Annotated in this window: 17 protein-coding genes; 10 read left to right on the top strand and 7 right to left on the bottom strand. The window is 43.9% G+C overall.

What is annotated here, in order from left to right:
- The first annotated feature begins 500 nt into the window (after positions 1–500).
- The 5 genes from AB4405_RS13905 to AB4405_RS13885 all read left to right on the top strand — a co-directional run bounded on the left by AB4405_RS13905 (position 501) and on the right by AB4405_RS13885 (position 7,576).
- Positions 501–1,409, top strand: coding sequence for an aldo/keto reductase family oxidoreductase (locus AB4405_RS13905; protein WP_102470163.1), 909 nt, complete (start codon positions 501–503; stop codon positions 1,407–1,409).
- Between the two features lie 551 nt (positions 1,410–1,960).
- Entirely contained in the window at positions 1,961–3,628 is a 1,668-nt protein-coding gene (locus tag AB4405_RS13900; protein WP_372061379.1) for an SgrR family transcriptional regulator, read from the top strand.
- 131 nt (positions 3,629–3,759) lie between these two features.
- Positions 3,760–4,851, top strand: coding sequence for a YcjF family protein (locus tag AB4405_RS13895; RefSeq protein WP_372061378.1), 1,092 nt, complete (start codon positions 3,760–3,762; stop codon positions 4,849–4,851).
- The gene (locus AB4405_RS13890; RefSeq protein WP_372061376.1) at positions 4,838–6,505 is read left to right on the top strand and encodes a GTPase family protein; all 1,668 of its coding nucleotides are present in this window, start codon (positions 4,838–4,840) and stop codon (positions 6,503–6,505) included. Before AB4405_RS13895 ends, AB4405_RS13890 begins: the two co-directional genes overlap by 14 nt.
- Positions 6,506–6,571: 66 nt before the next feature.
- The gene (locus AB4405_RS13885; RefSeq protein WP_372061375.1) at positions 6,572–7,576 is read left to right on the top strand and encodes a Gfo/Idh/MocA family protein; all 1,005 of its coding nucleotides are present in this window, start codon (positions 6,572–6,574) and stop codon (positions 7,574–7,576) included.
- A gap of 123 nt (positions 7,577–7,699) precedes the next feature.
- Here AB4405_RS13885 and AB4405_RS13880 read toward each other — a convergent pair whose 3' ends face one another.
- The gene (locus AB4405_RS13880) at positions 7,700–7,960 is read right to left on the bottom strand and encodes a DNA polymerase III subunit epsilon (protein WP_102470168.1); all 261 of its coding nucleotides are present in this window, start codon (positions 7,958–7,960) and stop codon (positions 7,700–7,702) included.
- Between the two features lie 458 nt (positions 7,961–8,418).
- On the opposite strand from AB4405_RS13880, the gene AB4405_RS13875 reads away from it, so the two are divergent.
- The gene (locus tag AB4405_RS13875; RefSeq protein WP_372061374.1) at positions 8,419–9,162 is read left to right on the top strand and encodes a class I SAM-dependent methyltransferase; all 744 of its coding nucleotides are present in this window, start codon (positions 8,419–8,421) and stop codon (positions 9,160–9,162) included.
- A 101-nt stretch (positions 9,163–9,263) separates the two neighbouring features.
- On the opposite strand, the gene AB4405_RS13870 is transcribed toward AB4405_RS13875, so the two are convergent.
- Positions 9,264–10,307, bottom strand: a complete 1,044-nt coding sequence (locus tag AB4405_RS13870; RefSeq protein WP_372061373.1) for an NAD(P)H-dependent flavin oxidoreductase — start codon at positions 10,305–10,307, stop codon at positions 9,264–9,266.
- A 370-nt stretch (positions 10,308–10,677) separates the two neighbouring features.
- Between AB4405_RS13870 and AB4405_RS13865 the strand changes: the two genes are divergently transcribed.
- Positions 10,678–12,141 (top strand): hypothetical protein, encoded by a 1,464-nt coding sequence (locus AB4405_RS13865; RefSeq protein WP_372061371.1) that lies wholly within the window; start codon positions 10,678–10,680, stop codon positions 12,139–12,141.
- 187 nt (positions 12,142–12,328) lie between these two features.
- Positions 12,329–12,490 (top strand): hypothetical protein, encoded by a 162-nt coding sequence (locus AB4405_RS13860; protein ID WP_372061370.1) that lies wholly within the window; start codon positions 12,329–12,331, stop codon positions 12,488–12,490.
- Positions 12,491–12,665: 175 nt separating this feature from the next.
- On the opposite strand, the gene AB4405_RS13855 is transcribed toward AB4405_RS13860, so the two are convergent.
- Complete coding sequence (locus tag AB4405_RS13855) at positions 12,666–13,067, bottom strand: DUF6515 family protein (protein ID WP_372061368.1); 402 nt, start codon at positions 13,065–13,067, stop codon at positions 12,666–12,668.
- A 259-nt stretch (positions 13,068–13,326) separates the two neighbouring features.
- On the opposite strand from AB4405_RS13855, the gene AB4405_RS13850 reads away from it, so the two are divergent.
- On the top strand, positions 13,327–14,007 hold the full coding sequence (locus AB4405_RS13850; protein ID WP_372061367.1) for an SDR family oxidoreductase: 681 nt from the start codon (positions 13,327–13,329) through the stop codon (positions 14,005–14,007).
- A gap of 12 nt (positions 14,008–14,019) precedes the next feature.
- Here the strand turns inward: AB4405_RS13850 and AB4405_RS13845 are convergent, their stop codons facing one another.
- Positions 14,020–14,736, bottom strand: coding sequence for a GntR family transcriptional regulator (locus AB4405_RS13845; protein ID WP_372061366.1), 717 nt, complete (start codon positions 14,734–14,736; stop codon positions 14,020–14,022).
- A gap of 183 nt (positions 14,737–14,919) precedes the next feature.
- Here AB4405_RS13845 and AB4405_RS13840 point away from each other — a divergent pair, with 183 nt between their 5' ends.
- On the top strand, positions 14,920–15,351 hold the full coding sequence (locus AB4405_RS13840; RefSeq protein ID WP_372061365.1) for a glycine zipper family protein: 432 nt from the start codon (positions 14,920–14,922) through the stop codon (positions 15,349–15,351).
- 9 nt (positions 15,352–15,360) lie between these two features.
- Here the strand turns inward: AB4405_RS13840 and AB4405_RS13835 are convergent, their stop codons facing one another.
- The 3 genes from AB4405_RS13835 to AB4405_RS13825 all read right to left on the bottom strand — a co-directional run bounded on the left by AB4405_RS13835 (position 15,361) and on the right by AB4405_RS13825 (position 17,811).
- Complete coding sequence (locus AB4405_RS13835; RefSeq protein ID WP_372061364.1) at positions 15,361–16,140, bottom strand: response regulator transcription factor; 780 nt, start codon at positions 16,138–16,140, stop codon at positions 15,361–15,363.
- Positions 16,141–16,312: 172 nt separating this feature from the next.
- Positions 16,313–17,302, bottom strand: a complete 990-nt coding sequence (locus tag AB4405_RS13830; RefSeq protein WP_102470176.1) for an efflux RND transporter periplasmic adaptor subunit — start codon at positions 17,300–17,302, stop codon at positions 16,313–16,315.
- A complete protein-coding gene (locus AB4405_RS13825) occupies positions 17,299–17,811 on the bottom strand; it encodes a magnesium transporter (RefSeq protein ID WP_102470177.1) in 513 nt (170 codons plus the stop codon). Before AB4405_RS13825 ends, AB4405_RS13830 begins: the two co-directional genes overlap by 4 nt.
- Positions 17,812–17,906: the final 95 nt, after the last annotated feature.

Here is a 17,906-nt window from a genome sequence, read left to right as displayed (position 1 = left end):
CCACTATTGGGGGACAGGTTTACGTAGTTGTTATATTTAGCGCTTGTATTTACTTCTTGTTATTAATGACTTCATCATTTGGTTACAGTGTAAAATATTTCATCCAAACAGGTGTTTAATCTAAGTCACATAAATTGGACCGATGAATTGATAACTATTTAAAGTGTCAATAGTTAAGCGGGGTGAACTGCCAATAAATTCGATTGATGTTAATTGGATGTTTTGTGGTATTTGGTCTTGTTGATTGTTTTTGGTTATTGATTGGGTTTGTGAATGATAAAAAAATATCACACGTTGTGATTGGGTCTGGCCATTGTCTGGGTGGGGCGAACGGCGATGTGTGATTTTTATAAAGAGAGGGTTGGTTAGGGATTTTTAGGTTTTATTAGGAAGGGTTTGCATGAAAATTGGTATGTCGCTTCCCGAATGGCGCGATTACTCATTGAGAGGTGAATGAAAGCAGCATAGGATGTCGTTAGTCTAATATAAGGAGAGAATCAATGGTTTCGAAAATAACATCCGCGCCAAGTGGTCCAGAGTTATCTGAACTGGTTCAGGGGTATTGGCGACTAGCCGATTGGGGGATGACCCCGCAAGAACGACTGACTTTCTTAAAGCAACATATCGCGCTTGGGGTGACAACGGTTGACCATGCTGATATTTACGGAAACTATGAATGTGAGCAATTGTTTGGCGAAGCGTTAGCGCTAGATAGCCAAGTACGTGATGAGATTCAAATCATCACCAAATGCGATATTCAGTTGTGCAGTGAGAAATTCCCAGACAGAAAAATCAATCACTACGACACAAGTGCAAAGCATATTTATGAATCGGTAGACAATTCGCTGCAGCGGTTGGGTATTAATGAGATTGATGTCCTTTTGATTCATCGCCCCGACGCCTTAATGGACGCGGATGAAGTAGCGGGTGCATTCACTGAACTGCACAAGGTCGGTAAAGTTAAGCATTTTGGTGTCTCTAACTTCTCGCCGCGTCAGTTTGACTTACTTCAGTCTCGCTTAAGTAAGCCGCTTGTTACCAATCAAGTGGAAATCAATCCGCTGAATATAGAAGTGGCTCACGACGGCACCCTAGATCAATTGCAACAACTTCGTGTTTCACCAATGGCTTGGTCAACGTTAGCGGGTGGTGAAATCTTCTCTGGCCAGTCTGAGCAGGCACAGCGAGTCCGTGGTGAACTGGAGGCGATTCGCCAAGAGGTAGGAGTAAGCACTATTGATCAGGTAATTTATGCTTGGGTGAAGCGTCTTCCTTCTAAGCCTTTACCTATCATAGGCTCTGGAAAAATAGATCGAGTCAAAGCGGCGGTTGATGCTCTCGACATTGAGTTAAGTCGCGAGCAGTGGTATCGAGTATGGGCGGCATCTAAAGGGCATGGAGTGCCATAGTCTAAGTTAAAAATCGCACTTTCGGAGACTAGATAATCGCGCCTTTGTTATTACGGGGCCGCACTAGAAGTACTTCACCTGTTAGCATTAGAGTTGGTGTCAGAAAGTCTTGCCGACTCTAATAGCTACGGTTTTGACCAAAACGCAGCACGATTGATGCAATATCTGAAGTGCTGTCACACCATCTGACCCTCAATACCAAGAATATTTAGAGAAGAGAAAATACACAAGGTTAGCTCGTAACTCTTGGAATGAATTTTCTTCGACTGCTTCGACGGTCGCATAGTCCCCCCCTAATCTATATTCCAGAAAATACCTCACTGATGGGTCCTGCATGGTTCACCCCCTGAGAATAAGTTGAGAGAAATGAGTGTGCGTGAAGGTTGCTTCATGATAATAACCTTTGCAGTTAATGTGGCGGCGTTATCAGGGGGAGAGTGATGAAAGTAAAAGTAGAAACCTGTTATTTCGGTGTTGCATCTTTTATATTGTCTCTTAAAGTCAGCCTTAAGAAGTGCTGAGTTGACGGTTAAATATGGATAGGAACTGAGATGAGCTCGATAGCGACAACAATTCACTTTCAGAGACTGAAGCAATTGGAAGCCCGATTTGGGCTAGAGCGAGTGGTCGTCGATAAGGCTTTGTTAGCTGAAGTATTAGTCTGTTCAAATCGAAACGTCGCTAACATAATGAAAAGCCTATCTGCTTTGTTATGGGTTGAATGGAAACCGGGGCTGGGGCGTGGGAATAAATCGACGCTGATGATCATGCACTCGTTTGAAACACTCCTTATCGATAGACTGCAACTTATGATTACGACTGGGGGGTTGAGTGAGGCTTGCCAATTTGCTGAACGGTTTCATTTTCAACATGTATTCAAACGTAATCTGCCAGAGTGGTTAAAGCTCTATTCAGATGATATCGATCGGCCCGATGAGTTGGTGGCGTTGGTTTCATACTCGTTGCCATCATGTCATCCACGTACGATGACTAACCTTAATGCGGGTCTTTATGTGAATGCGATGTTCGATACGCTCATTCAATTTGATTCAACCACCCATTCCTTCGTTCCACATCTTGCTCATGAGTTTCACGAAACTGAAACCGGGTTCGCGTTTCGAATTCGACCTGATGTGTATTTTCATAATGGCGAATTGTTGACACCTGAACATGTTGAGCATCATCTAAAAAGGCTTCAGAGCAAAGCATCATTAAACGCATCAGCGTTTAGCGGTATGAAACACGTCCGAGTGAATAAAAGGTGGGTTGAGATCGAACTTTTGCATCAAAGCCCACTTTTATTACATGCATTGGCCGATATCCATAGCAGTGTGTATTTAGATAATATGTCGGAACCTAGCTTTCCTTTTGGTACCGGGAGCTACCGTTGGGAAACCCGAGCCCACGAGCGCTGGTCATTAGTCAAGAATGACCGTTATTTTGGTACCCATGGCATCCTAAAACGCGCGCAATTTTGGACGGTTGATGATAGTAACCGCGAACAATGCGGCCATGTTATTGAATATGACGGGGCGCATGTAGACCTTAAGCAAGACGGTGCCAATAACCTGATAACACATTCAAAATTAACCGGCTGCCAAGCACTATGTATTCACTCGACGCTGGCATTTGAAATTCGTGAGCGATTGGCCAAAGTCGTCACCCAAGGCATTGCAACGCAGACGCCAGAACGTTCATTGTGCGGAACATTATTTGGAGATGATCACGTTTATCCTGCCATTGTTGCTGCCGACAAACATCAGTCATTGCAAGGAGCGCAAGAGACATCGTTAGCGGGGCAAGAGATCTCATATTGGGCTCATCAAGCTGAATCACTAAGTGGTATTCTTGATTCGCTGCGCGACGCCGGCGTGCAACTGGTGGCGGTTAACGATCGAAATAACGCCATGATATGGCTGAATGATTACCTATTTGGTCAAGATAGACTGCTGGATCAGTATTATTGGTTACTGGGTAGTGAGGTCGCACAATACCTTCTTCCCAGTGTATTACGAAACCAATGGATGGATGAGGTTCTGTATTCAGATAATTTAGCGCAATTATTTAAAGAAATTGAAAATCAGTGCAAGCAAAAGCGTTTCATCGTTCCATTAGGTGAAATATCCATCGCTTTTAAAGCGCATCCATCTTTAAGGGGGCATAGCGTTGATTCTATTGGGTTAATGCGGCTTTCTGGATTATGGTTAGATAAGCGCTAAAAATATAGCGTAGGTGCGCCATTGCCTTTCTCCATCGGCTTGCAAGGGACACGTGCAAGTGGAGTGGGTTGCGTCCAGAGACTCGGTGAGGCTCTTGGGTAAGAGTATGTTTTACTTTTTATTGGATGACTATGTTCGAGCAAATCAAAGGCTTTATTAACCCAAGTAAAAACTCTGATCTCACATCCGCACATGAGTATCAGCGCCAGCATCTGCCAACTCTTTGGCTTTTAGGTAAAACAGGTGCTGGCAAGTCGTCATTTATTCAAGCGATGACGGGCTTGTCATCCGTTGAGGTGGGTAACGGTTTTGCGCCATGTACGATGACCTCTAAAAGCTATCAATTTCCGCAAGATAAACCGGTAATGCGCTTTTTGGATACCAGAGGCGTGGGCGAGAGCAATTATGACCCGGCGTTGGACATAGCCGAAATTGGAAAGTCAGCGCATGCATTGGTGGTTGTGATGAGGGTTGACGATCCAGAGCAGTCTGCGTTGTTATCGGCCTTAAAATCGATAAAGAAAAACATGGACCATCTGCTTGTGGTTCATAGTGGTGTCCTATTGTGTAGTGAGCAAGACCGCACGAGACAAATAACGTTTAATAACCATCAAATCCAACAGGTATGGGGGAGTAACTTTGATTCTATCGGTGTTGATTTTGAAGCCCCTAATGGGTCCGTCTATCAGTATGAGCAATTAATTGAAAAACTGAGTGTCATGCTTCCTGTTGTTGGCATGATGGTAGCGGATAAAGAACATGAAACCGTTGAGCAGGCTAACTATGACCAGGTTGAAAAGGAAGTACTTTGGTATGCCGGAAGTGCGTCAGCCAGCGATCTTGTTCCGGCTGTTGGTTTGGTTTCAGTGCCAGCCATTCAAGCCAAGATGTTGCACAGTTTAGCGAATCAATATGGCGTTGAGTGGAACAAACGCACGTTTAGTGAGCTTATCGGTACACTTGGCGGCAGTTTCGCGTTGCAATATGGTGTTAAATTTGGGGCAAGGCAACTTATCAAGCTTATCCCCGTTTACGGACAAACCGTCGGCTCCGTTGCTGCAGCCGCGGTCAGCTTTGCAACGACCTATGGCCTAGGTCGCGCGGCCTGCTTTTACTTTTATCATAAGAGTAAGGGTGAAGACGTGTCGAATGACGCGATGCAGGCGATCTATAAAGAGGCACTTAAAAAAGGTAAGGCGGCATCCGGTTATGAAAAAGATTAAGAGTTTTTATCGTTTACTCTCTGAACTGTCAGGTGGTCGTTGGGGCATTGTCGTGATGTCTGCCGTATTACCAATCGTTATTATGATGGGCTTTGGGTTAGTGTTGGCGTTTAAATATGGCTATATATTGGAACTGGCGATTGCGATCTTGGTGAGTACTTTGATCGTCACACTTCCTCTTTATGTGCTTAGTGTTTCGTCAAGCAAGCCTGACACCGGCAAGCAAGCTAAACAAGAAAACCAGGCTAACCAAAAAGGAGAAGCCGAGACTAATAATGAAAGCGGCGGTGCTGAAATTGAGGATGGGCTCGTAAAAGCCTCTGAAGATTGGTCTCAACAAGAGCGGGTTATTTGGAACGCTGCAAAAAAGTATACACGAGAGTGTTTACAAGACGACGTACAATGGCGTGACATCGACACCGTAGGCCTTGATGTATTGGCGTTTATTGCTCAGAGATTTGATAAAAAAACACTAAATTTTTCGATTCCCGAAGGGTTAAAGTTGCTGGAAGAGGTGAGTCGTCGGTATCAGCTTGTGGTGAATGACAACATCCCCGGAATTGAATATCTCAAGATTTCTTACATTCGAGCGGGTTATGAAGCCTACGACAAATATGGGGAGTTAGGCCAGAAAATAGTGAAAGCGGCAATCTGGGCAAACCACGCGAAAAACCTGTATTACAATCCGTTAAAAGTCGTGTCTGACCTCAGTAGAGAACAAGCCACCTCATCGATGACACGAGGGGTGGTTGATGATATGCAAGCGATGTCGAAGCAAGCCTTGCTTGACGAGATAGCCGCTGTTGCCATCGACTTGTACAGTGGTAGGTTCAGCTTTGATGAAGAGGATTTACAAGTATCAGATGCTTATGAACTGGATGAGCAACGATTCGCACCAGAGTTGGAGCCGATTAGAATTGTGATGGTAGGGCAAACGGGGTCAGGTAAGTCATCATTGGTCAATCTGTTGAAAAATGAACTGGTGGCGGAGGTGGATGCGTTGCCGTCTACCGACACATCAACGACATACCGTGCTTTGGTGGATGATATTGATGTTAGATTGGTTGATTTACAAGGCCTAGACGGTAAAGACAAAACGGAACAAAACATGCTGCATGAAATGATTGAAGCCGATTTAGTGCTTTGGGTCTTAAAGGCCAACCAGTCAGCACGTCAATTGGATAGTCAGTTAAACGAACGCTTTGAGCAATTTTATGTCGAACAAAAAAACGTCTCTCGTAAAAAGCCAGTGGTTGTCTGCGTCGTGAACCAAGTTGATAACTTAAAACCAATTGGTGAGTGGCAACCACCGTATGCCCTTGATAATCCGACGACCACAAAGGCAACCATTATTTCTCAGGCACTGGCGTATAACCAAGCCTTGTTAAACGCTGATCTGGCTTTGCCTTTGTCTATTTCTCCCGAGAAAGCACACTTCGGCGTCGAGACACTTAAACTGACATTAAGGTCAGAAATTTCTGAGGCCAACAATGTGCAGCGAAATCGACAACGAATGGAAGCCATGAAAAGAGGCGTAGCGGTTAAAAAACAATTAGGTCGAGCCATTAAAGTCGGCAGAAAACTTGCGCCGAAGGCTTTAAAAGTAGCGAGTCCTAAGTTAGCTGAGATGACCATTAAAAAAGTGATTAAGTAAGCCTTTAAATAATCACTTAAATACGCAATAAGACGCCACTAAACAGTGGGGCAAGGAGCGACACATTTGAATAAGAAACTACGTTGGGGAATTGCAGGTTTAGGCAATATTGCCCATCGATTCGTCAAAGACTTAACCCGTCACGTCGATAATGCTGAGCTTTATGCCGTGGCTGCACGTGACGAGGAGCGGGCTTCTAGCTTCTCGAACCAATACGGATGTACTGTTTCGTATGGTTCATACTTAGAGCTTGCAGGCGATGCCAATGTAGATGCGGTCTATATTGCAACCATCCACCCATTTCATAAAGACCTCGTTGAGCTGTTTTTAAGCAAAGGTAAGCATGTCTTAGTTGAAAAACCGGCATTTACCAACGTAAAAGATTGGGATGCAATGACCGCGTTGGCGAATGACAAAGGCGTTTTGCTAGCTGAAGCAATGAAGACGGTGGCGTTTCCTGCGTATCAAATGATGAAGCAGTTTATTCACGATAATAATATCAGCATCGATTCAGTCGAGGCTTCGTTTGGCAACTGGCATGAATTCGACGGAAATTGGCATTTGTTTAATCCGGACTTATCCGGTGGCGCGACGTTGGATGTCGGTGTCTATGGCTTATGGTTGTATGCGGACTTATGCCAACTGACGAACTCAATGCTTTCACGTCCACGTGCTGAATACACTAATGATAATAGTCAAAGTGAAGTGGATGAGAACGTAACGTTTATCTTTGAGGGGGACATGGCCGGTACAATTGGTGCGTCGATTACTCGAGATCTGAAACGCGAAGCGGTTATTCGGGGCACTGAGCTTGAGATTCTTATTCATGGCAAATGGTGGAACCCGACGACAATAGACATCACCTATAAAGGCGAGTTTCATCAGATTAATATGCCGGTACGTGGTGGAGGTTTTGAGTATGAGATCGAACATATTTCGTCTGTCCTACTAAGCCATAAGCGTCATTCTGACATCATGCGTCATGAAACAAGCCGCCAGGTGATTGATATGTTAGAACAGTCTTTGGTCGAAAATGGCTATGATTACTTGGCGAATCCATACGTTCGGTAAAGGATTGGGTCTGGTGGCCGCATAATCGGCGGCATGCCGGAGGGGGAGGGTAGGCTTAATATGCGATGTACCATGGTGTTAAATGGTGTGTCGTACATTAAGCCTCGAAGCAATAAATCGGGATTATTGGTCGTTTTCGTCGTTCGTAAACGAGGCTTCAATCCGTTTTAGTTCTTCTTTTTCTTTGAGCTGCTTTTCTTCTTGGTTAGCAAGCTTTCTTCGGTTGAGCTCTTTTCGCTCAGACTTGCTCAAAAACTTGACGGCCTTTTTCGTCGTCAGCGCATAAGCAATGACATCTTCGCCTTTTTCTCTGCGCTCTGCTACGCGTTGAGAAAAGCGTTCATCATCGCGTGCTTTTCTTTCCGCTGCGGTTAATTTGCTCATTATTTATCCTCATCAGTTTTCATAGCAGAACTCTACCATGATCAGTCAAACAAATGAGAGTAGTTGCACATTCATAAAGCTGATGACGATATAGTAACATGAAACCTGTTCGACACCCCACCCTATATGGGATGACGGCGTTTAGATAGGCGGTGTTTTATTCAAAATGGAGGCTTTCTATACGAAGGTAAGACTTCGCAGTCGGTAGTGTTTGTTACACCTGAGCTGACCGATGGTGGTCGGTGCAATTAGGATAAATCTTACAAGCGTGACTCGACGAGCTATGAGTCATTTACATCTCAGAGCGCGATTCAGCCCTTATTCAATAAGGCCTTACAGGATATTCAGTTGGCGTGTGTCGATTATGATGGTAACGGAATCGATAATATCTTAGCGAAAGTCATAAATTCGTATACGATGCGCCACCCTGAAAAACTCTCTTATACGATCTACCGACTATGTCTACTAACGCGCTTTATACCGACCTCTCAAGTTATTATGATTTGATGTGTGCTGATATTGATTATCATGCCCAAAGTTACAGTGTGCGACGCTTACATCAGATATTTGGTAACGGTGGTACGACCCATCTAGACCTCGCGTGTGGAACCGGTCCGCACGTTCGTCATTTTATTGATTTTGGTTATCAAAGTAGTGGACTCGATATTAACCAACCTATGCTAGACAAGGCCATGATGCGTTGCCCAGAGGCTGAGTTTTCTTTACAAGATATGGCTAATTTTGAGCTTGCGGAGCCTGTCGATCTCATTACCTGTTTTCTTTATTCCATTCATTATAATGGTGGCCTCCGCCAGCTTGAAGCGTGTATTGATCATGCCTTTAATGCACTAAAAAAAGGCGGTATGTTTTGTTTTAATGTGGTGGACTGCCTTAAGATTGACAACCATTCGTTTGTGACACACACCACTTACCATGAAGGGAGTGCGTTGACTTTTCGTTCTGGCTGGCAGTATCGCGGGCAAGGGGAACAGCAATCATTATTGCTCAGCATCGAGAAAACCAGCGAGCAAAAAACACAGGTTTGGCATGATGAGCACCCGATGGTCGCATTGACTATTGAAGAGCTGCTTTCGTTATTGAAACGACGCTTTGACGTTCATGTTTTTGAGCACGACTATGAAAAAATTGTGCCTTGGGACTTACATTCAGGTAATGCTTTGATCGTCTGTGTTAAGGCATAGAACAACCGATATACCGATATTCGACGTAAATACAAAATAACGTTCAAAGCAGGATAAGATTCAAAAAACACCTTGTTATGGAACAATACGATTGTGCGGCATTATGGTTGCCCCATAAGTCGATGAATGATGACTTGCGCTGAAACCTCGGCGCATCCTGCTGTATTTTCACCACACCAAAGTGGTGAAAAATCACTTAATAACTTCTTCTCTGCTGAGGCGCGCAACAAACCCATCTCCAAGGACGCGTACGGAAAGGTGGGCGCATTCTCATTGATGTATCCAAGTCGTTCCATTGCTCGGTTGACGATACCGCGGGCAGGGCGCCCAGTGAAAATATTGGTCAGAGCGGTATGTCGGTTTCTCGCGCCGTTTTTTATGGCAGCGCGGTGAAGGTCAGAGGTGGTGGCTTCCGAACACAGCAAAAACACAGTGCCCACCTGAACAGCCTGCGCCCCGAGAGCAAGCGCGTTCTCCATATCCTTTTGATCAGTAATTCCTCCCGCCGCAATGACCGGTATATTAACGTTAGCGATGACATTGGGCAGTAGTATCGACAGGTAAGCTTGGCTTGCGAGATCCTTCGTTAAAAACATCCCTCTATGACCACCTGCCTCCAAGCCTTGCACAATAATGGCATCTGCGCCATTTTGTTCTAACCACTGCGCTTCTTTAACGGTGGTGGCGGTTGAGATAATACGCGTGCCCCAACTTTTTATTCGGTTTATGAGTGTTTTGTCAGGAAGGCCAAAATGAAAACTAATGATCTCAGGGACAAACGGCTCAATGGCATCGGCAATATCGTGGTTGAATGGCATTCGATTTGCGTTCTTCGGGATGGTGTCTTTATCGATATTCAATTCCGCTAAAAACGGACTCAAAGTCTGTTGCCAGTGTTGATGCTGACTCACATCGTATTGAGGCATGTCATGACAAAAAAAGTTGAGATTATAAGGACGAGATGTGGCAGCTCTGATCGTTTTAATCTCAGTAACAATAGCCTCTATACCCAACATACCACAGGGAATTGAACCTAGGCCACCGGCCTTATTTACCGCTATGGCGAGGGCATTATTTTGTACTCCCGCCATTGGTGCTTGAATAATAGGAAAGCGGCTGCCCAGTAACTCGTGAATATTTTGCATGAATTAATGCCTTTCTGCTGACGTGTATTTAGTGTTGGGAGTGGCGTTAATTTGAACGGATATGATAAAAACCATTAAATTAGAGTGTTTGCACTATTACTACCCATTAGCTTAGAATAACGAGTTGTGTTTGGCGAGTATTTCGGTAGACCGGTATTTTCCTTCTCGAGAGAGCCGATTTCGAAATAAGTGTAAGTAAAAGCGCAAAATTACAACGACATGCCATAATTACTATCATAGTGAACAATAACTTACTAAACGAGTGAGTGAACCAATAATATGTATACAAAATGATTAAACAATACACGAGTACAGTGAGAAAAAGCCACATAGAGTGTTCTGCCGTTAGAGTGATGAAGGGTTTATAGGTATGCGTAAGAAAATACAGTGGATAGGCATCATTCCTTCTTTTTTGATATTTGGTTGCAGTAGCTATATTCCGCCAGAAGAGCGTCAAGCAGCTCGCGACGATATCAATACCGCGTCTTCTGAGATAATCAGCAAGCTTGAAAAAGACCACACTGAAATCTCCACACAATTAGCGGACTCGGTCGGTTATGCAACGATCAGTATGTCGGGTGTCAAAGTGCCTGTGATAGGTGGTGGTTCTGGTGTGGGTGCCATTTATAGCAGCGTCGACGATAACGTAACTTATATTAATGTTGACCGCTACGATGTTGGTGCGGGTCTAGCGTTAGGGAACTATGAAGCATTAGCCATATTTGATAATAAAGAAGACCTAGAAAAGTATCGTAAAGGGGTATGGCATGTATCGGTTGGAGCGGAATTAAGCTACGGTGAAAGCCGCTCTAGTGCCGCCACGACTTTGATCGGTACCGATGATTCTGATGTCCCGATTTATTTGCTGTCGAGCTCTGGTGGCGCGGCGATAGGCAGTGCGAGGTTAATATCAAGCTCTGTTAACTATGACCTTACCGAAACGGGCGTGGGCGATATTGGTATTGCCAACAAGGATCAAGATGTTGCCGACGGGACAACCGCACCGAAAAAATGGGACCGAGCGTTACCATTCTTCGCTCAAGAGGTTATTGATAAAGGGTATTCTCTGCCTAAGCCGTATGGCATCAGTCTTATCTATACCAATACCTTCCAGTATATGGACATTACGGATTTGAACGTCGGGATTAATGGATCCAAACAATATCCAATTGAGTTCGTGTCATTTGATAACAACAGTAATAGCACGCAATCGCCTCAGCTTAAATTGGATGCATGGTTATTCCCATTTATGAACGTGTTTGGAGCCGTGGGTAAAATTAGTGGTACCGCTGATATTGGGATACAGATTAGTGGGGATGACCTAATTGATCAAACTGGCGCTGACTGCGGCGTTCCGTTTCTGGAGAGACCAAAGGAATGTATATTCCAAGGCAGAGAAATTGGTGGCGTAGCAAAGGCCACGCTTGATGGCACTAACTATACGTTAGGAACCATATTAGCGACGGGCTGGAATGACTATTTTGTTACTTTACCTGTCTCATTTACTTATGCTGATATGCGTAAGAATGATGCGGAAGGCTTAATCCTAAATGTATCGCCGCGAGTCGGTAAAGTGTTCCCTACCGTGGGATCACAATCGGTAGCTGTTTATACGGGCGCAACATACTTAGATAGTACGCTGACATTAACCGGCACCTATACTTACGAGGGTGTTGGTATTGACTATAAGGTGAAACAAAGCAACATCGACAAGTGGACAGGCTTAGTCGGCGCCAACTACAACTTTAACCGAGACTGGTCACTTATGATGGAGTACGGTTGGAAGAGTGACAGAAAACGCCAGTTTATATCGGCATTGAATCGTCGCTTTTAATCAGCACAAAGATACCTTGCAACCAAAAGGCCCCAATATGGGCCTTTTTCTATGGCGGATTAGCTTTTCTAATAAGCGAGGATGAATTTATTTAGTAAATTAATTACCAAATAATATTTGACCTACGTCACAAAAGGAGTAAAATTTGACCTGTTCTTGAAATCAAATTACATAAAGCAGGTAAAAAATGAACTCAGCACTTCTATCAACACTGAACAACGATCAAAACACTGAAGTACAAGAAACCCCAGCTCAAATGTCAACACTGGCAGAAATCGCGTCTCTAGCGACCATGTTTTTAGCAACATCTGCAGTCGTATTGTTACTTAGCCTGACTTGGGTGCTGTAACGACTCACGTTTTCAGGGACATGAAACAGCGATGCTTTGCAATGTGATTGCTCGAGTGTCGCGAGTCCTCCCTTTTTTATCTTTATCTTTACCTTTCAGCAGATCTTACCTTCACGTACTTGGCACCATAAAGAGTACGCGGTTTAAATAGTTGGCCTTCCCATATAGCATCATACTAGGGTCTGACAACCACAAATCTTCCTTGCCCTGTGGGTAAAAACCAATCTCCTCTCGATACAAAATACTGTTGTCCTTTTTTGTTTACCGCTGTCGCGCCTTCAGGCAACCGCTTGATCACCTGACCCAATCGGTAACGACGTTTGTTCGGCTTCTCAACAACCACGTAGTGATCGTTTCTTTCTTCATAGTATTGCCCATTGATTAAAGCATAGGAAACGCCAGCAATGGCAAGAAATATCGCTGAGTCGGGTAGGCGATGCCGGTCATAATGATGAACCACATGCACTTCTTTTTTGTGGTGCTTATGGTGTTTATGTTTTTTCCATGGATCCGCAACGCTCTCAAATGACAGCAATAGTATTGATACGAACGCGATGTTTTTAATGGCGTGATTCATAATGCACTCACCTATGCTTATTAGGTATTAGGTATTAGGTATTAGTGTGGTTGAGTGGCTTTGTAAGATAGTGAGCTAGACGTCAGTAAACGGTCGGGATTTGAATGGGGGTGAATGGTATCGGTGTAAGTCATTCTTTCGGTTGATTGATCTCAGAGATTTAGAGAAAGCCACGCGCAGTGTACGAACAGTAAACGCCCATTTGACACTGTCTGAGGTTATACTGTGGCCTTACGGTTTATACAAAATAGGGATACCAATGAATAAAAGAATCTTAGTCACCGGTGCGACAAGTGGAATTGGTTATGCTTTGGCGATAGAGCTTTGTGCGAAAGGTCACGAGGTTGTCGCGACTGGCAGGAACATGAAGAAGCTCGATGAATTACATGCTGCGACTGGTTGCCATACGATTGCAGCTGACCTGGGCGTAGTTGACGAGGCGTTGGCTATGTTTGAAGCGGCATCGCAACATTTGGGTGGTTTAGATGTGCTGATTAATAATGCAGGGATGATCTCACGTAAGTGCTCTATAGAAGAATTTACTTTAGAGGAATACGACGAACAATATGCGATAAACCTCAGAGCCCCTTCGCTGCTATGCCGTGAGGCGTTAAAAGTCATGAAACCTCAGCAACACGGACAAATTATTAATGTAATAAGCACCGTGGCGAAACGAGCAAATGCGACAATGAGTATTTATACTGCGATGAAACAAGGGCTTGCTGGTTTTAGTGCTATTTTGATGAAAGAGGCCCAGCCTCATGGCATTAAGGTGACTTCCTTGTTTCCAGGTGGCACGGATACAAACTTTCGCGAAGCCGACCGTCCAGAGTATATGAACCCGGTAAGCGTCGCGAAAACAATAGCTCAGTTACTAGAATTGCCCGCCGACTTGGTGATGCATGAAATGACTTTCCGACCGCCCGTTGAGTTAGAATAACGATATTAACTGTTATGCCATTATATTACTGTTTATACACACCTCTGTGTGTTCTCGGTGGTCTGATGGCAATACAGTGAGTAACGTTACTGTCATTCTTTCTAAAAAGGTGGCCATCAGTTCACCATAATTCGACACATCGTTTTCTGTGATCGAACGAACGATGATGTCTAGCTCATAGGTCGGAAACAGTACCGCGCATTGAGTCGGCTGTTGAAGAAAAAAGTGATGAAAATAACGCCTTAAATTCAAGATTACCGTATTAAAAAAAGTATCTATTATTTTTGCTGCACTTGAATCATGCAGTAAGAAAAGTATGGCAATAAAATTGTCTTCAATAATAGTTAAACTCGGCAATTGCGCATTACTTTGGTTTAACTCTTGATTTAATTTAATAAAGTGAAAAAGTAATCTTACGGATTTTTCTTCGGAAATTTTTTGGTGGCCATTTTGGTGGTTATAACATTGCCTTTGAAAGTGATACGCCAAGTAATCCATTAATGCTTCCAACTCGAGCTTTGTTAAAGGATTAACGTAGGTACCCACGTTTGGTTGATAATGTATAAACCCAATAGATGCTAGCTCTTGTGTAGCCTCGCGAATTGGAGAAAGTCCTATTTGATAGCGTTGGGATAATTCATTAATAATAAATTTTTGATTGGGCTCGATAGTTTGATCAAGAATGTCTTGTACTATAAGTTCCATTGCTTTTTGTTTAGTCGTCTTCAACTGTTACTACCGATTATTGAATGTCTGCTGATATTGTCCATATCATGCCGGCGAAAAATACAGTAAAACTACTGAATAAAATTGGAATATTATGTTGTTAAGCAGTAATTCTACGGTACGGGTTTATATTCCATTCATACATAATTGTTTATAACTATAAATGAACGTGTGAAGACTCCCTTTATGAACAAATACTTAGTGATAACAATGTTAATGGCAACCTCTTCTTATTCGGTTGCTGAAGGCACCGGTGGTGATATTATAGACCCATCATCAAAACTAATATTTTCCTACAAAAATGTAACGCAAGATGTCGCACAACAAGAGTTAACGCACTGCCAAGGTCTTGCCAACACAACACAAGAGGAAGTAACCAGCAATAAAGGGTCAGGTGCTCGAGGGTTGTTGAAAGGTGCGGCGACAGGGGCTGCTGTTGGTGCTATTTCAGGCGGCAGTGGTTCTGATGGCGCTAAAGTAGGCGCCGCTGGTGGTTTAATCGTTGGTAGAGTTCGTGGCAACAACCAACAGTCTTCTCAACAAAAAACAAATTTGGATAACTACAAAACGGTTATGCGTAATTGTATGGTGAACCGCCAGTATGTGGCGTTAAACTGATCTGAAACGTTAATGCCCAATACCAAAGCCATTCCGAAGGGCAAATTGAATAAGTTCTGCATGGCTTTTTAGTCTTAGTACGTCGATCATTCGGTATTTATGAGATTCGATTGTGCGTGGGCTTAAGAATAATGCATCGGCACATTGCTTAGCACTGTAACCCTTGGCCAATAACTCTAATACCGAGCACTGCTTTTTACTTAATAAAAGCAATTTTTCGCTATCGTTGATGGCCGTTTCAGCCCCTTTGTTTAAGCTGCGTGCGATGATAGAGTGTTGCCAATAACAAAGCCAAGTATCTGAGATGATCTTTAATCGTCTGAAGTCTTTGTCATTCAACCCATTAGCGGGCTCTCCAAACTGAGTAAATGCCAGCGCTCCCCACACCTCCCCAAACAGCTCCAATCGAATAATGCCATGCCAACGTCCTCCTTGAGAGTAGAGTAATTTTAACGGTGTAATAGGCGATGTTCTCAGGGCTTGATGGTCGAAGCTTTGCCAGATGGACTTTGATTTTAAAAGGTCTATGTAGTTAATGTAGTTACCACTTGCAAAAAGGACTTTATCTAACGTTAGATCAGGTGTTTTTGCCACTGACATTGTTCGCTCATCGTTCAACAGCAGCATCGAGTTAGGAAACAATGTCAGCCGATCCAGCTGGAACCAATCAAGAACCTGTCTGGCGACAACATCAAAGGTATCTTCAAAATGAACGGGTTGGCTTCCTGACAATGCGACGGATTGACTCATTAACAAAGTTTCAAAGCTCTCGCTTGATTGAGATGTCATAAGCGATCTCTTGTGACGACGTGATATGATTTAAGCTAACGCTAACAAATGGTTATTGTCAACAATGTGATGAAAACTATCCTTGTCGTCATTCCGTTAAAGCCCCAAGATGGCAGTCAATCACTTGTAGTAACCGCTCTCTTGGGGGATATAGGCGACCTATGAGCGACGCTTACATGGCGTTTAAATAAGACTTGTAAGAGTGAAGTCGAACCGTTGCAGCGCCAATGACATCGATGAAACCAAAGAATGCGTGCGGCTTGGTTGCGGCGATCCATGCTGATCCGGTAGCACCTATAGGAATCACCTTTCCGTCTGGTTCGATTATTTCAAGTACCACCGTTCGTCCATGCGTACTTGTATTAGCACCGACGTGTTGACGTACGCTTTGTGGGCCTTGAAGCGGTGAAATTGATGACTCTCCCGTTCCTGCGGTAAAGCTATGCACGCGTGCTCTAAAGACTTCGCCTGGATACGCATCGACATAAAACTCAGCAAACTGACCAGGCTTCACATAACGAAAAGTCTGGTCTGGGATGCGCATTTCTAAGAATTTACGCGACGTATCATAGATATGCATATTACCCACTCGACTTCCGTCTGCCACGTTGACGACCGCGACTTGACCATCAAAGGGCGCTCGTACCGTTTTACGCTCTTGTTCAAATTGAACGCGATCGTAGTCGGCATGCAGAGAAGCGAGAGTGGACTCTGAGATTCTTAGTTGTGAGTGATAGTTTTCTACATCGCGTTCTTTAAAGATTTCTGGCGATGTTTTAGCGCGATGTAAATCACGCTTCATTTGCGCTATCGATTCTTCTTGGGTAACGATCGATGCTCGTATTTTCTCGAGGTCGGCATACGATGTCGTGTCTATTAGCGTGTAAATAACATCGCCTTTTTTAACCACTTGGTTATGGTCGACGTGTATTTTGTCAATCTGTTCGCGCAACAAAGGGGATAGTACAGAATGTGGCGCTTTGATTGTAGAAGAGTACGTTAGGTCTACCGGTGCCCAAAGACGGGATAATACCCCCAAGATAATGAGAATAAACGCACCGCCTGAGACAATCCAAAACCCGCTTTTTAGCGTCCATTTAATGGCTCCTGTCGAAACAAGGATCCACATGATAAGGATGTAAGGGATCATGACTTCTTTCATGACTTGGCCTCCGAGCTTTCGATGTGGTTGTTGAACGCTGAGGTAGTCGATGATGACCCTCGGCTGTTTCCAATCACTCGACTGATGGAAGCACCAATGTGTTCCCAATTGGCAAAGGCGATGATGATGGCCAGTACCCACCACGCTTTGTGCACAAATAGCCCACACAGGGAGAGGGCAAACACGAGCTGGATGTGAGAACTCTTCTTCTCATGCGCCTTATGCACAGCGACTTCATGAACTCGCCAAAGTAGATAGATAACAAAAGCGGCAAGCGCAATGGTCACAGAAAACAAATAGCCACTAAAATACTCTGAATTAAAGATCATCATCATGGCGTCATTAGGTGTATTGGTAAAAGAGCCCATATCAACGTCTTTTGAGTTGATCGTGCCCATTGGCGCTAACAGGTAAGCACCTAGAAACATGGTTAGCATAAATACTGTGAATTTAATCAGTACTTTGGCGATCACCATGATTATACGCATAATATTTTTTATCGCGTTCATAGTTGTCTCTATTTTTAATTGAATAATGGTCACTGTATTAACCATTTATTGCTATCTGAGGGATATCGTATTGTCCACTTCACGATGTTCACTCG

Source organism: Vibrio sp. 10N.261.51.F12 (assembly GCF_041471725.1).
Lineage (GTDB): Bacteria > Pseudomonadota > Gammaproteobacteria > Enterobacterales > Vibrionaceae > Vibrio.
Note: the sequence above shows the minus strand (reverse complement) of the source record. Positions and strands in the feature narration are given on the sequence as shown.

Bases quoted from the DNA above. Each gene is read 5' to 3' on its own strand.
- AB4405_RS13905 (WP_102470163.1), top strand. From the start codon at position 501: ATGGTTTCGAAAATAACATCCGCGCCAAGTGGTCCAGAGTTATCTGAA.
- AB4405_RS13900 (WP_372061379.1), top strand. From the start codon at position 1,961: ATGAGCTCGATAGCGACAACAATTCACTTTCAGAGACTGAAGCAATTG.
- AB4405_RS13895 (WP_372061378.1), top strand. From the start codon at position 3,760: ATGTTCGAGCAAATCAAAGGCTTTATTAACCCAAGTAAAAACTCTGAT.
- AB4405_RS13890 (WP_372061376.1), top strand. From the start codon at position 4,838: ATGAAAAAGATTAAGAGTTTTTATCGTTTACTCTCTGAACTGTCAGGT.
- AB4405_RS13880 (WP_102470168.1), bottom strand. From the start codon at position 7,960: ATGAGCAAATTAACCGCAGCGGAAAGAAAAGCACGCGATGATGAACGC.
- AB4405_RS13875 (WP_372061374.1), top strand. From the start codon at position 8,419: ATGTCTACTAACGCGCTTTATACCGACCTCTCAAGTTATTATGATTTG.
- AB4405_RS13870 (WP_372061373.1), bottom strand. From the start codon at position 10,307: ATGCAAAATATTCACGAGTTACTGGGCAGCCGCTTTCCTATTATTCAA.
- AB4405_RS13865 (WP_372061371.1), top strand. From the start codon at position 10,678: ATGCGTAAGAAAATACAGTGGATAGGCATCATTCCTTCTTTTTTGATA.
- AB4405_RS13860 (WP_372061370.1), top strand. From the start codon at position 12,329: ATGAACTCAGCACTTCTATCAACACTGAACAACGATCAAAACACTGAA.
- AB4405_RS13855 (WP_372061368.1), bottom strand. From the start codon at position 13,067: ATGAATCACGCCATTAAAAACATCGCGTTCGTATCAATACTATTGCTG.
- AB4405_RS13850 (WP_372061367.1), top strand. From the start codon at position 13,327: ATGAATAAAAGAATCTTAGTCACCGGTGCGACAAGTGGAATTGGTTAT.
- AB4405_RS13840 (WP_372061365.1), top strand. From the start codon at position 14,920: ATGAACAAATACTTAGTGATAACAATGTTAATGGCAACCTCTTCTTAT.
- AB4405_RS13835 (WP_372061364.1), bottom strand. From the start codon at position 16,140: ATGACATCTCAATCAAGCGAGAGCTTTGAAACTTTGTTAATGAGTCAA.
- AB4405_RS13830 (WP_102470176.1), bottom strand. From the start codon at position 17,302: ATGAAAGAAGTCATGATCCCTTACATCCTTATCATGTGGATCCTTGTT.
- AB4405_RS13825 (WP_102470177.1), bottom strand. From the start codon at position 17,811: ATGAACGCGATAAAAAATATTATGCGTATAATCATGGTGATCGCCAAA.